Source organism: Serratia bockelmannii (assembly GCF_008011855.1).
GTDB lineage: Bacteria > Pseudomonadota > Gammaproteobacteria > Enterobacterales > Enterobacteriaceae > Serratia > Serratia bockelmannii.
The window spans coordinates 1-13,899 of sequence record NZ_VOUX01000028.1 but is presented as its reverse complement, the minus strand read 5'-3'; the positions used below and the strand labels follow the sequence as shown (position 1 = coordinate 13,899).

Here is a 13,899-nt window from a genome sequence, read left to right as displayed (position 1 = left end):
TTATTTCATCTCCAACCGTTTAACTTGCCAGACGGTTTTCGCGTTCACATCCAGGTTATTCAGCTCAGCGTAGCCATCGCGCGGATAAATAATGGCGAATGGCCCCAGCTCCCCCACGTCGATCGGCTTACCGCCGCGCAGATAGGCGACAATCACGCGGTATTTAATCATCTCGTCAATCGGCATCGAGTAGGAGTAATCGTCCCAGGCGAAAGCGCGCACCGACTGGCCTTTCAGATGATAGGCTTTCACCAGCTCGGCAAACTCAACGCCGGTAAACGTATCTTCCGGGGTGAAATTGGTCGAGGTTTTAATCGTGTGCGGCGGCATCGCCTCCAGCATCTGCCGGGTGATTTTGATCTTCTCGCCGTCGAGCGGTTTCAGATAAAAATAGTCAACGGCCGCATACAGCGGCGCGCTAAACAGCGAAAGCAGCAGTAACGTCATCAATCCTTTGATTTTCATCATTCACCCTCTTTGCGTTTCACCAATTCGGCCTGGCCAAATTCATCCTGCCCGACCACGACCCAGCCGTGACGTTGATAAAAGCCTTCGGCCTTGGAGCCGAGATCGGTGGTTAAGTGGATCGCTTCGGCGCCGTGCTCAAACATCCAGTGAGTGACCCGTGCCAGTAAGGCAGAGCCGATCCCCTTAGACTGGTATTCCGGCTTCACGAACAGGCCGCCGATCAGCGGTTCAGGGATGAATAACCCGAAGCCAACGCCGGCATAGTCGTCGCCATACTTGCAGATCCAACCGCCGCCCTGGTTGATGTCCTCCAGCGCCTGTTTGCGCTGCAGATACTGGACCTGATGCGGATGCAGCAGGTTTTCTTCAACGGAAAAGCGGATCTCATACAGGTATGGCAGGTGTTGCGCCGTCAATTTTTCGAAGGTAATGAGGCTGTCCATGTTTCGCACTGTCCTTAATTGTCAGATAAAAAGCGCCGGTCAATTTCTGCTGGAACCATAGTAGCAAAGTTTGTCTTAACCCGGCACGAGGCGAAAAAAAACCGCCCCCGAAGGGGCGGTTTATCTGGCGATGGGCCCGGCGTACCGGGCCCGCGGCGCGGATGACGATTACTCGTCGTCGCTGCCGCCCAGGCCTGCGTTGAGCAGCTCGGCCAGGTTAGCCGTCGCTTCTTCCGCGCTGACTTGCGGAACAACCGGCGCTTCACCCTGAGCACGGCGACGCATACGATCCTGATGATAAGCGTAACCGGTACCGGCTGGGATCAGACGGCCCACGATAACGTTCTCTTTCAGGCCACGCAGTTCATCACGCTTGCCGGCTACGGCAGCTTCGGTCAGAACGCGCGTCGTTTCCTGGAACGATGCAGCGGAGATGAAGGACTCGGTCGCCAAGGAAGCCTTGGTGATACCCAGCAGATCGCGCGAGAAGGTTGCCGCGATTTTACCTTCAGCTTCCAGCTGACGGTTGGCAATCTTGACGCGAGACACTTCAGCCTGCTCGCCTTCCAGGAACTCGGAGCCACCAGCGCTAACGATGGTGCCTTTACGCAGCATCTGACGAACGATAACTTCGATGTGCTTATCGTTAATCTTAACGCCTTGCAGACGGTAAACTTCCTGCACTTCGTTGGTGATGTAGCGGGTAACCGCATGCACGCCACGCAGACGCAGAATGTCGTGCGGAGACTCTGGGCCGTCGGAAACGACGTCACCACGTTCCACCACTTCGCCTTCGAACACGTTGAGCTGACGCCATTTCGGGATCATCTCTTCGTAAGCGTCGCTGCCGTCCAGCGGAGAGATCACCAGGCGACGTTTGCCTTTGGTCTCTTTACCGAACGAGATAATCCCGCTGATTTCAGCCAGGATTGCCGGCTCTTTCGGACGACGTGCTTCGAACAGGTCGGCAACGCGCGGCAGACCACCGGTAATATCCTTGGTACCGCCGGATTCCTGAGGAATACGCGCCAGGGTATCACCCGCACCGATCTGAATGCCGTCTTCCAGCTGAACGATCGCTTTGCCCGGCAGGAAGTATTGAGCAGGCATATCAGTACCTGGGATCAATACGTCTTCGCCCTGAGCGTCAACGATTTTCAGTGCCGGACGCAGGTCTTTACCGCTACCGGTACGCTCTGCGCTGTCCAGTACGACCAGAGAAGACAAACCGGTCAGTTCGTCGGTCTGGCGAGTAATGGTCTGGCCGTCAACCATATCCGCGAAGCGAATGAAGCCGCTGACTTCACTGATGACCGGCATGGTGTGCGGATCCCAGTTAGCAACGGTTTCGCCGCCGTTAACTTCTTCACCGTCGCCTTTGCCCATCACGGCACCGTAAGGCACCTTGTAGCTTTCTTTGGTACGGCCGAATTCGTCGATCAGTTTCAGTTCGGTGTTACGCGAGGTGATCACCAGCTTGCCCGCGGCGTTCATAACGAACTTCACGTTGCTCAGCTTGAGGCTACCCTTGTTTTTCACCTGGATGCTGGATTCAGCAGCCGCACGAGATGCCGCACCACCGATGTGGAACGTACGCATCGTCAGCTGTGTACCCGGCTCACCGATGGACTGTGCCGCGATAACGCCGATGGCTTCACCTTTGTTGATGATGTGGCCACGTGCCAGGTCGCGACCGTAGCAGTTTGCACACACACCAAAGTCGGTTTCACAGCTCACTACGGAACGGACTTTAACGCTGTCGACAGAATTCTCTTCCAACAGGTCACACGCCTTCTCGTTCAGCAGGGTGTTGCGTGGCACCAGAATGTCCGCCGTACCCGGCTTGAGGACGTCTTCTGCCGTCACACGGCCCAGAACGCGTTCACGCAGCGGCTCTTTCACGTCGCCACCTTCGATAACCGGAGTCATCAGGATGCCGTCGTGGGTGCCACAGTCGTCTTCGGTCACAACCAGATCCTGCGCCACGTCAACCAGACGACGGGTCAGATAACCGGAGTTCGCGGTTTTCAGTGCGGTATCCGCCAGACCTTTACGAGCACCGTGGGTGGAGATGAAGTACTGGAGTACGTTCAGACCTTCACGGAAGTTCGCGGTGATTGGCGTTTCGATGATGGAGCCGTCCGGCTTCGCCATCAGGCCACGCATACCGGCCAGCTGACGAATCTGAGCGGCGGAACCACGCGCACCGGAGTCGGCCATCATAAAGATGCTGTTGAAGGAAACTTGCTGTTCCACTTCGCCGTCACGGTTAACCACGTCTTCTACCGACAGGTTTTCCATCATCGCTTTCGCAACGCGTTCGTTCGCTGCAGCCCAGATATCGATCACTTTGTTGTAGCGTTCGCCGGCGGTAACCAGACCAGACTGGAACTGCTCCTGGATCTCGGCAACTTCGGTTTCCGCTTCTTCGATGATCTCCGCTTTCTTGGCCGGGATAACCATGTCGTCGATACCTACGGAAGCGCCTGAACGGGCTGCGTAAGCAAAACCGGTGTACATGATCTGGTCAGCAAAGATAACGGTCGGCTTCAGGCCCAGGATGCGGTAACAGGTGTTCAGCATCTTGGAGATCGCTTTCTTGCCCAAAGGCTGGTTAACGATCGAGTACGGCAGACCTTTCGGTACGATCATCCACAGGATGGCGCGGCCGATGGTGGTGTCGATGATGCTGGTCTGAGAAGTCCATTCGCCTTCGGCGTTTTTGACGTCTTCGGTGATACGCACTTTAACACGCGCATGCAGAGACGCCAGGCCGGCGCGGTAAACACGCTCAGCTTCTTTGGAACCGTTCAGCACCATGCCTTCGCCCTTGGCGTTAACACAGTCGCGGGTCATGTAGTACAGACCCAGTACAACGTCCTGAGAAGGAACGATGATTGGCTCGCCGTTCGCTGGGGACAGGATGTTGTTGGTAGACATCATCAGCGCACGCGCTTCCAGCTGGGCTTCCAGCGTCAGCGGTACGTGAACAGCCATCTGGTCACCATCGAAGTCGGCGTTATAGGCCGCACAAACCAGTGGGTGCAGCTGGATCGCTTTACCTTCGATCAGAACCGGTTCAAACGCCTGGATACCCAAACGGTGCAGGGTTGGTGCACGGTTCAGCAGTACCGGGTGTTCGCGGATCACTTCGTCCAGGATATCCCAAACGACGGCTTCTTCACGCTCAACCATTTTCTTGGCGGCTTTGATGGTGGTGGCCAGGCCACGCAGCTCCAACTTGCCGTAGATGAACGGTTTGAACAGCTCCAGCGCCATCTTTTTAGGCAGACCGCACTGATGCAGACGCAGGTATGGACCTACGGTGATTACGGAACGGCCGGAGTAGTCAACGCGTTTACCGAGCAGGTTCTGACGGAAACGACCCTGCTTACCTTTGATCATGTCGGCCAAAGATTTCAGAGGACGTTTGTTGGAACCGGTGATGGCACGACCGCGACGGCCGTTATCCAGCAGGGCGTCTACCGCTTCTTGCAGCATACGCTTTTCGTTGCGCACGATGATGTCAGGCGCAGCCAGATCCAGCAGGCGTTTCAGACGGTTGTTACGGTTGATCACGCGGCGATACAGATCGTTCAGATCCGAGGTCGCGAAACGACCGCCATCCAGCGGAACCAGCGGGCGCAGATCCGGCGGCAGTACCGGCAGCACGGTCAGGATCATCCACTCCGGCTTGTTACCGGACTGTACGAACGCTTCCAGCAGCTTGATACGCTTGGTCAACTTCTTGCGCTTGGTTTCGGAGTTGGTTTCGTTCAGCTCTTCACGCAGCTGCTCGCACTCGGCTTCCAGATCCATGTTTTTCAACAGGGCCTGAATAGCTTCCGCACCCATCTTGGCGTCGAATTCGTCACCGAACTCTTCCAGCGCGTCCAGATACTGCTCTTCGGTCAGGATCTGACGACGCTCGAGGTTGGTCATACCGCCTTCGACCACCACATAGGATTCGAAGTACAGTACGCGTTCGATGTCACGCAGCGGCATATCCAGCAGCAAACCGATGCGGGATGGCAGCGATTTCAGGAACCAGATGTGCGCGGTCGGCGAAGCCAGCTCGATGTGGCCCATGCGCTCACGACGCACTTTGGTCTGGGTCACTTCAACGCCGCACTTCTCACAGATCACGCCGCGGTGTTTCAAGCGCTTGTACTTACCGCACAGGCACTCGTAATCTTTTACCGGCCCGAAGATACGGGCGCAGAAAAGGCCGTCACGTTCTGGTTTGAACGTACGGTAGTTAATGGTTTCCGGCTTCTTAACTTCACCGAACGACCACGAACGGATCATGTCTGGCGAGGCCAGAGCAATCTTGATCGCATCAAACTCTTCGGTCTTAGTTTGCGCTTTCAGAAACTTCAATAAGTCTTTCACGGATTGGCTCCTGTCGGAGTTAAACCTGTTGGGTACCCACAACCGCAGTAGGTACCCGTGTGACCTGAACAACCACCCTCAGGCTCCCTTAGGCGGGGAGCCTGAGCCGGAATGACGATTACTCGTCTTCCAGTTCGATGTTGATGCCGAGCGAGCGGATTTCTTTCAACAGTACGTTGAAGGATTCCGGCATGCCTGGCTCCATCCGGTGGTCGCCATCCACGATGTTTTTGTACATCTTGGTACGGCCGTTAACGTCATCCGACTTAACGGTGAGCATTTCCTGCAGGGTATAAGCCGCGCCGTATGCTTCCAGTGCCCACACTTCCATCTCACCGAAGCGTTGACCACCGAACTGCGCTTTACCACCCAGAGGTTGCTGAGTAACCAAGCTGTAAGAACCGGTTGAACGGGCGTGCATTTTATCGTCAACCAAGTGGTTCAGTTTCAGCATGTACATATAGCCAACAGTAACCTGGCGCTCGAATTGCTCACCGGTACGGCCATCGAACAGCGTGATCTGACCGGAGGTCGGGATACCACCCATTTCCAGCAGCTTCTTGATTTCAGTCTCTTTCGCACCGTCAAACACCGGCGTTGCGATCGGCATACCTTTTTTCAGGTTCTCTGCCAGACGCAGCACTTCGTCGTCGCTGAAGGTGTTCAGGTCAACTTTCTGGCAAACGTCGTCGCCCAGATCGTAGGCCTTCTGGATGAACTCACGCAGCTTGGCCACTTCCTGCTGCTGCTTCAGCATCTGGTTGATTTTCTCACCGATGCCTTTCGCAGCCATACCCAGGTGGGTTTCCAGGATCTGACCGATGTTCATACGTGATGGTACGCCCAGCGGGTTCAGTACGATGTCTACCGGCGTGCCGTTTTCATCGTAAGGCATATCTTCGATCGGGTTGATCTTGGAGATAACACCCTTGTTACCGTGGCGGCCCGCCATCTTGTCACCCGGTTGGATCTGACGTTTAACGGCCAGATAAACCTTGACGATTTTCAGCACGCCCGGCGCCAGATCGTCGCCCTGAGTGATCTTACGACGCTTGGCTTCCAGCTTCTTCTCGAAGTCGGATTTCAGTTCGTCGTACTGCTCGGCCAGCTGTTCCAGCTGGTTTTGCTTCTCTTCGTCGGTCAGGCCCAGTTCCAGCCAGCGATCGCGCGGCAGCTTGCTCAGCTTGTCGGCTTCGATGCCACCGGCAACCAGCACCGCGTGGATACGTGCAAACAGGCCGGCTTCCAGGATCTGCAGTTCTTCCGTCAGGTCTTTCTTCGCCTGCTTCAGCTGCATCTCTTCGATTTCCAACGCGCGCTTGTCTTTTTCCACGCCATCACGGGTGAAGACCTGCACGTCGATAACCGTACCGGAAACGCCGTTCGGCACACGCAGAGAAGAGTCTTTAACGTCAGACGCTTTCTCACCGAAGATCGCACGCAGCAGTTTCTCTTCCGGCGTCAGCTGGGTTTCGCCTTTAGGCGTTACCTTACCGACCAGGATGTCACCGCCGGTCACTTCAGCACCGATATACACGATACCGGATTCATCCAGCTTGGAGAGCGCAGCTTCACCCACGTTAGGGATGTCGGCGGTGATCTCTTCAGGCCCCAGCTTGGTGTCGCGAGACACGCACGCCAGTTCCTGGATGTGGATGGTGGTGAAGCGATCTTCCTGCACCACGCGCTCGGAGACCAAGATGGAGTCTTCGAAGTTGTAGCCGTTCCAAGGCATGAACGCTACGCGCATGTTCTGGCCCAGTGCCAGTTCGCCCAGGTCTGTCGATGGGCCATCCGCCAGCACGTCACCGCGCTCGATTGGCTCACCCAGACTCACACACGGCATCTGGTTGATGCAGGTGTTCTGGTTAGAACGGGTGTACTTGGTCAGGTTGTAAATATCGATACCTGCTTCGCCCGGGTACATCTCGTCTTCGTTAACTTTGATAACGATACGGGAAGCATCCACGTACTGGATCACACCGCCGCGTTTGGCAACGGCGGTTACGCCGGAGTCAACCGCTACAGCACGTTCCATACCGGTACCGACCAGCGGCTTGTCAGCGCGCAGGGTTGGTACGGCCTGACGTTGCATGTTCGCACCCATCAATGCACGGTTGGCGTCATCGTGTTCCAGGAATGGAATCAGTGAGGCACCAACAGAAACAACCTGCTGGGTGGATACGTCCATGTAGTCAACCTGATCGCGGCTGAACAGGCTTGATTCGCCTTTGCTGCGGCAGGTGACCAGGTCTTCTACGAAGCGGCCTTCTTCATCCAGGTTGGAGTTCGCCTGGGCGATAACGAAGTTGCCTTCTTCAATAGCAGACAGGTAGTTGATTTCATCGGTCACCACGCCGTCACGCACGCGGCGGTACGGGGTTTCCAGGAAGCCATACTCGTTAGTCTGTGCGTACACGGACAGGGAGTTGATCAGACCGATGTTTGGACCTTCCGGCGTTTCGATTGGGCACACGCGGCCGTAGTGGGTCGGGTGTACGTCTCGAACTTCAAAGCCGGCGCGCTCACGGGTCAGACCGCCCGGGCCCAGTGCGGAGATACGACGCTTGTGCGTGATCTCGGACAGCGGGTTGTTCTGGTCCATGAACTGGGACAGCTGGCTGGAACCGAAGAACTCTTTCACCGCCGCCGAAATCGGCTTGGCGTTGATCATGTCCTGAGGCATCAGGGTATCCAGATCGCCCAGAGACAGACGCTCTTTCACCGCACGCTCAACACGCACCAGACCTACGCGGAACTGGTTCTCGGCCATTTCGCCGACAGAGCGGATACGACGGTTGCCCAAGTGGTCGATGTCGTCCACTTCGCCCTTGCCGTTACGGATATCGATGAGCTTCTTCATCACTTCGATGATGTCGTCTTTGCTCAGGATGCCCGAACCTTCGATCTCGTCGCGCAGCAGAGAACGGTTGAACTTCATGCGACCAACCGCGGACAGATCGTAGCGGTCTTCGGAGAAGAACAGATTCTCGAACAGGCTTTCGGCAGCTTCGCGCGTTGGCGGCTCACCAGGGCGCATCATGCGGTAGATTTCTACCAGCGAGCTCAGACGATCGTTGGTCGGATCGACACGCAGCGTTTCAGAGATGTACGCGCCGTGATCCAGATCGTTGGTGAACAGCGTTTCGATGCGCTTGTGGCCAGACTGGCTCAGTTTGGCCAGCAGATCCAGCGACAGCTCCATGTTGGCTGCGCAGATCAGTTCGCCGGTATTGGTATCGATATAGTCTTTCGCGACCACTTTGCCCGCGATGTACTCTACCGGTACTTCAATGCTCTGAATGTCGTCTTTTTCCAGCTGACGGATATGACGGGCGGTGATACGACGGCCTTTCTCTACGTAGATCTTGCCGTTGGCTTCGATATCGAACGAAGCGGTCTCACCACGCAGGCGCTCTGGCACCAGCTCCATCTGCAGCTTGTTGTCGCGGATTTCGAAGACGATCTTGTCAAAGAACAGGTCGAGGATCTGTTCAGTGGTGTAGTTCAGCGCGCGCAGAATGATGGTCGCAGGCAGTTTGCGGCGACGGTCAATACGCACGAACAGGTTGTCTTTCGGATCGAACTCGAAGTCCAACCATGAACCGCGGTAAGGGATGATGCGTGCGTTGTACAGCACTTTACCCGAAGAGTGGGTTTTACCCTTATCGCTGTCGAAGAATACGCCAGGACTACGGTGCAACTGAGATACGATAACCCTCTCAGTACCGTTGATCACAAAGGTGCCGTTTTCGGTCATGAGCGGAATTTCGCCCATGTAGACTTCTTGTTCCTTGATGTCTTTGACCGTACCTTCAGGCGCTTCGCGCTCATAGATAACCAGGCGCAGTTTTACGCGCAGCGGTGCAGAGAACGTCACACCACGGATCTGGCACTCTTTGACGTCGAAGACCGGCTCACCAAGACGGTAGCTAACGTATTGCAGCTCCGAATTGCCACTGTAGCTCTGGATAGGGAAAACAGAACGGAATGCGGCTTCAAGGCCGTACTGCCCTTCTGGATCTTGCTCGATAAACTTCTGGAACGAGTCAAGCTGGATAGAAAGGAGATATGGTATGTCCAGCACTTGTGGACGTTTACCAAAATCCTTACGAATACGTTTTTTCTCGGTATAGGAGTAAACCATAGGGTTCCTCAGCTCGCTGATCAGTGACCCAATCTGTCCGTCCGATTAGGGACAGTTCATGCAACACCGTTTTGTCGACCGGAAAGCGGGAACACTTTCCGCAATGTCTCTTGCTATCACGCTTAAACCATTTCATCGCGTCTTCCCCCAGAACTCCTGGTAGTGCAAAGACCGCGGTATATTAAGTCGTCAACAGAAACAAACATTGGGAGGCGAAACCAGCAGCCAAACAGTGTGAAACGCTACTGGCGCCCTACAGCGCAAAAAGGCTGGTGACTAAAAAGTCACCAGCCATCAGCCTAAAAGACTAGGCTGCAACCGGAAAGGTTGGCTTATTTAACTTCAACTTCTGCGCCAGCTTCTTCCAGAGATTTTTTCAGAGCTTCTGCGTCATCTTTGCTCACGCCTTCTTTCAGAGCGGCTGGAGCAGATTCAACCAGGTCTTTAGCTTCTTTCAGACCCAGGCCGGTAGCGCCACGTACTGCTTTGATAACAGCAACTTTGTTAGCGCCTGCAGCTTTCAGGATAACGTCGAATTCAGTTTTCTCTTCAGCAGCTTCAGCTGGGCCAGCAGCTACAGCTACAGCAGCAGCAGCAGAAACGCCGAATTTTTCTTCCATAGCGGAAACCAGTTCAACAACGTCCATTACGGACATAGCGGCAACTGCTTCCAGGATTTGGTCTTTAGTGATAGACATAACAATTGTTCCTAAAATTCAGAAATAGTTTAAATACGTTAGCAAAGGCTAAGAAAGAGTGGCTTACGCCGCTTCTTTCTGATCGCGTACTGCAGCCAGAGTGCGAACCAGTTTGCCGGCAGCGGCTTCTTTCATGGTTGCCATCAGGCGTGCGATCGCTTCTTCGTAAGTTGGCAGCGTCGCCAGGCGGTCGATTTGCGCCGCTGGGATCAGCTCACCTTCAAAGGCCGCAGCTTTAACCTCGAATTTTGCATTCGCTTTCGCGAACTCTTTGAACAGACGAGCAGCAGCGCCCGGGTGTTCGTGAGAGAATGCAATCAAGGTTGGACCGACAAACGTGTCTTTCAGGCATTCGAATGGAGTGCCTTCAACTACGCGACGCATCAGGGTGTTGCGAACAACACGCATGTAAACGCCAGCTTCACGACCTGCTTTACGCAGTTCAGTCATTTTATCTACGGTAACGCCGCGGGAATCCGCAACAACCGCAGACAGCGCGCCTTTGGCTACTTCGCTGACTTCAGCAACAATCGCTTGTTTGTCTTGAAGATTTAATGCCATTAGCTTTTTGCTCCTGGATTAGCCGGGGAAAATCCCCCGGAACTCACTTCACTCGGCGCTTTGTAAAACGCCACGCCGAGCGGCTTAACACGGTGAGCAGAATCCAGCAAAGACATTCTTTTATAAAAAAGAAAAATTTTCTTAGGCTCTGTCACCGTCTACGCAGGAAGGATTAAGTATCTTGCGATACACCTGCGGTCTTGGACGGAGGCCTGGATAGGCCAGGCTCCAACCGAAAAATCTTTGTTTTGCCTACGGCATAGCCAGTAGCAAAACCTTGGGGCATAAGATTCTAGACAAATCTCGGCCCCAAGTCAAAGCGATAATCGCAAGTGCGATTAGTTCGCTGCAGCAGACAGACCGCTCTGATCGATAGCAACGCCAGCACCCATGGTGGTGGAGAGGCTAACTTTCTTGATGTACATGCCTTTCGCCTGAGAAGGTTTTGCTTTTTTCAGCGCAACCAGCAGGGCTTCCAGGTTTTCTTTCAGCTTGTCTGCGTCGAAATCAACCTTACCGATAGTGGTATGGATGATGCCGTTTTTGTCGTTACGGTAGCGAACCTGACCAGCTTTAGCGTTTTTCACTGCTTCAGCAACGTTCGGAGTAACGGTACCCACTTTCGGGTTTGGCATCAGGCCGCGTGGACCCAGGATCTGGCCCAGTTGACCTACAACGCGCATTGCATCCGGGGAAGCAATAACAACGTCGAAGTTCATTTCGCCTTTCTTGATCTGGTCAGCCAGATCGTCCATACCTACCAGCTCTGCGCCGGCAGCTTTCGCTGCTTCAGCGTTAGCGCCTTGGGCAAATACGGCAACGCGAACGGAACGACCGGTGCCGTGTGGCAGAACGGTAGCGCCACGAACGTTTTGGTCAGATTTACGAGCGTCGATGCCGAGGTTAACGGCAACGTCAACGCTTTCTACGAATTTAGCGGTGGCCAGCTCTTTCAGCAGAGCAACAGCTTCGGTGATGTCATACTGTTTAGTAGCATCAACTTTGTCACGGATCACGCGCATGCGCTTGGTCAGCTTAGCCATCTCTTAATCCTCCACTACCAGGCCCATGGAACGAGCGGTACCTTCGATGGAGCGAGTCATCGCTTCAACGTCAGAACCAGTCATGTCCGCAGCTTTGGTTTCTGCGATTTCACGTACCTGAGCACGAGTCACTTTACCTACTTTGTCTTTGTTCGGCTTACCGGAACCAGACTTGATACCAGCCGCTTTTTTCAGCAGAACTGCTGCTGGCGGGGTTTTGGTAACGAAAGTGAAGGAGCGATCAGAATAAACGGTGATAACAACCGGAATCGGCAGACCTTTTTCAACGCTGTCAGTCTTAGCGTTGAATGCCTTACAGAATTCCATGATGTTAACGCCCTGCTGACCCAGAGCTGGACCCACTGGTGGGCTCGGGTTCGCCATACCAGCTGCAACTTGCAGCTTGACGTAGGCTTGTACTTTCTTAGCCATTTAAATTTCCTCGGTTTGGGTAGTATCGCCTCGTGAGAGGCTCCCCGTGTTTAACCTCGCCAGACAGGCATCAGGCAAGGCATCTAAAAACAAAAGGCGCGAAATTGTAGTTCAATTTCGCGCCTTTGACAAGCGGCAACGGACCGCTTATTGCTGATTATTCGATCAGCCTTTTTCAACCTGGCTGAAGTCCAGTTCCACCGGCGTTGCACGGCCGAAGATGGAAACGGAAACTTTCAGGCGGCTCTTTTCGTAATCGACTTCTTCGACCACGCCGTTGAAATCGGCAAACGGGCCATCGTTGACGCGCACCAGCTCGCCCGGCTCGAACAGCGTCTTCGGACGCGGTTTGTCACCAACCTGCTGCAGGCGGTTCATGATCGCATCAACTTCTTTATCGCTGATAGGCGCAGGACGGTCAGACGTGCCGCCGATGAACCCCATGACACGCGGTACGCTGCGCACCAGGTGCCAGCTGGCGTCATTCATCACCATCTGCACCAGCACGTAGCCAGGGAAGAATTTACGCTCGCTCTTGCGACGCTGGCCACCACGGATTTCAACCACTTCTTCCGTAGGCACCATCACTTCGCCGAACAGCTCTTCCATATCGTGCAGTTTGATGTGTTCACGCAGCGATTGCGCTACGCGACCTTCAAAACCGGAAAACGCCTGAACGACGTACCAACGTTTTTTTGGAGCTTCAGACATTTTAGAACCTCAGGCCAGTAATAAACGACACCAGACGGACCAGAATACCATCCAGTCCCCACAGAATCAGTGACATCACGGCGGTTACCGCGGCAACGATCAACGTGGTGTGTAGCGTTTCCTGACGAGTTGGCCAAATCACTTTACGTACTTCGGTACGCGCTTCGCGGGCAAACGCAACGGTGGCTTTGCCTTTGGTGGTCATCAGAGCCACTGCACCTGCAACGGCGATGATCAGCACAACTGCCAGCGCGCGCAATGGCAGGCTTAAATCACGGTAGTAATAGTTACCGACAATAGCCACAACCAACAGAACGGCGACGATCAGCCACTTTGCCGCTTCCAGGCCGCGTCCGCTCCCTTGAGCCTCGGTATTCGCACTCATAAACCAACCTGTCACAATGATGATTCAGAACAAACAACTTTGCCTCGCATTGCGAGGCAAACCAAACCGATCGGATACCGCAATAGCAATATCCCGGTGTTTTACGCCATGACGTATTCAGTCAATACGGTTTAAGAGCCCATCTCACCAATGATTATGACTGCAAAATCGCTGATGAGATAGGTTCTAGTTCACAGCGTAGAAAAAGGGCATCAAATGATGCCCTTTTACCGCGTGTCGCGTCAAACTTTATCAGCGATTAAGCGATAACTTTAGCAACAACGCCTGCGCCAACGGTACGGCCGCCTTCACGGATTGCGAAACGCAGACCGTCGTCCATCGCGATTGGGTGAATCAGGGTTACAACCATGTTCACGTTGTCGCCTGGCATTACCATCTCTACGCCTTCTGGCAGTTCGATGGTACCGGTCACGTCAGTGGTACGGAAGTAGAACTGTGGACGGTAGCCTTTGAAGAATGGCGTGTGACGACCACCTTCATCTTTGCTCAGGATGTACACTTCAGATTCGAACTGGGTGTGTGGCTTGATGGAGCCTGGTTTAGCCAGTACCTGACCACGTTCGATTTCTTCACGTTTGATACCACGCAGCAGAACACC

The 13,899-nt window shown here is 54.4% G+C and carries 11 protein-coding genes; all 11 read right to left on the bottom strand.

The window, feature by feature from the left end; all coding sequences use genetic code 11:
- On the bottom strand, positions 1 to 465 hold the full coding sequence (locus FOT55_RS13845) for a putative pterin-binding protein (RefSeq protein ID WP_043143693.1): 465 nt from the start codon (positions 463 to 465) through the stop codon (positions 1 to 3).
- Positions 465 to 911: a GNAT family N-acetyltransferase gene (locus tag FOT55_RS13840; protein WP_025304940.1), complete on the bottom strand. Its 447-nt coding sequence runs from the start codon at positions 909 to 911 to the stop codon at positions 465 to 467. The genes FOT55_RS13845 and FOT55_RS13840 overlap by 1 nt, the downstream gene beginning before the upstream one ends.
- A 168-nt stretch (positions 912 to 1,079) precedes the next feature.
- Positions 1,080 to 5,303, bottom strand: coding sequence for a DNA-directed RNA polymerase subunit beta' (rpoC, locus tag FOT55_RS13835; protein WP_025304939.1), 4,224 nt, complete (start codon positions 5,301 to 5,303; stop codon positions 1,080 to 1,082).
- Between the two features lie 118 nt (positions 5,304 to 5,421).
- Positions 5,422 to 9,450 carry a DNA-directed RNA polymerase subunit beta gene (rpoB, locus tag FOT55_RS13830; RefSeq protein WP_025304938.1) on the bottom strand — a complete coding sequence of 1,343 codons (4,029 nt, stop codon included), beginning with the start codon at positions 9,448 to 9,450 and terminating at the stop codon, positions 5,422 to 5,424.
- A 332-nt stretch (positions 9,451 to 9,782) separates the two neighbouring features.
- On the bottom strand, positions 9,783 to 10,148 hold the full coding sequence (gene rplL, locus FOT55_RS13825) for a 50S ribosomal protein L7/L12 (RefSeq protein ID WP_004929903.1): 366 nt from the start codon (positions 10,146 to 10,148) through the stop codon (positions 9,783 to 9,785).
- Between the two features lie 63 nt (positions 10,149 to 10,211).
- Positions 10,212 to 10,709 carry a 50S ribosomal protein L10 gene (gene rplJ, locus FOT55_RS13820; protein WP_004929905.1) on the bottom strand — a complete coding sequence of 166 codons (498 nt, stop codon included), beginning with the start codon at positions 10,707 to 10,709 and terminating at the stop codon, positions 10,212 to 10,214.
- Between the two features lie 338 nt (positions 10,710 to 11,047).
- The gene (rplA, locus tag FOT55_RS13815; protein WP_019456443.1) at positions 11,048 to 11,752 is read right to left on the bottom strand and encodes a 50S ribosomal protein L1; all 705 of its coding nucleotides are present in this window, start codon (positions 11,750 to 11,752) and stop codon (positions 11,048 to 11,050) included.
- A 3-nt stretch (positions 11,753 to 11,755) separates the two neighbouring features.
- Positions 11,756 to 12,184, bottom strand: a complete 429-nt coding sequence (rplK, locus tag FOT55_RS13810; protein WP_015376316.1) for a 50S ribosomal protein L11 — start codon at positions 12,182 to 12,184, stop codon at positions 11,756 to 11,758.
- Between the two features lie 165 nt (positions 12,185 to 12,349).
- Positions 12,350 to 12,895, bottom strand: coding sequence for a transcription termination/antitermination protein NusG (gene nusG / locus FOT55_RS13805; RefSeq protein WP_004929914.1), 546 nt, complete (start codon positions 12,893 to 12,895; stop codon positions 12,350 to 12,352).
- Position 12,896: 1 nt separating this feature from the next.
- Positions 12,897 to 13,280, bottom strand: a complete 384-nt coding sequence (gene secE, locus FOT55_RS13800; RefSeq protein ID WP_004929916.1) for a preprotein translocase subunit SecE — start codon at positions 13,278 to 13,280, stop codon at positions 12,897 to 12,899.
- A 259-nt stretch (positions 13,281 to 13,539) separates the two neighbouring features.
- A partial coding sequence (locus FOT55_RS13795) for an EF-Tu C-terminal domain-related protein (RefSeq protein ID WP_458574479.1) occupies positions 13,540 to 13,899 on the bottom strand: 360 nt, incomplete at its 5' end.

Excerpts from the sequence above, each read along its gene's own strand:
- FOT55_RS13845 (WP_043143693.1), bottom strand. The coding sequence starts at position 465 with ATGAAAATCAAAGGATTGATGACGTTACTGCTGCTTTCGCTGTTTAGC.
- FOT55_RS13840 (WP_025304940.1), bottom strand. The coding sequence starts at position 911 with ATGGACAGCCTCATTACCTTCGAAAAATTGACGGCGCAACACCTGCCA.
- rpoB (WP_025304938.1), bottom strand. The coding sequence starts at position 9,450 with ATGGTTTACTCCTATACCGAGAAAAAACGTATTCGTAAGGATTTTGGT.
- rplL (WP_004929903.1), bottom strand. The coding sequence starts at position 10,148 with ATGTCTATCACTAAAGACCAAATCCTGGAAGCAGTTGCCGCTATGTCC.
- rplJ (WP_004929905.1), bottom strand. The coding sequence starts at position 10,709 with ATGGCATTAAATCTTCAAGACAAACAAGCGATTGTTGCTGAAGTCAGC.
- rplA (WP_019456443.1), bottom strand. The coding sequence starts at position 11,752 with ATGGCTAAGCTGACCAAGCGCATGCGCGTGATCCGTGACAAAGTTGAT.
- rplK (WP_015376316.1), bottom strand. The coding sequence starts at position 12,184 with ATGGCTAAGAAAGTACAAGCCTACGTCAAGCTGCAAGTTGCAGCTGGT.
- nusG (WP_004929914.1), bottom strand. The coding sequence starts at position 12,895 with ATGTCTGAAGCTCCAAAAAAACGTTGGTACGTCGTTCAGGCGTTTTCC.
- secE (WP_004929916.1), bottom strand. The coding sequence starts at position 13,280 with ATGAGTGCGAATACCGAGGCTCAAGGGAGCGGACGCGGCCTGGAAGCG.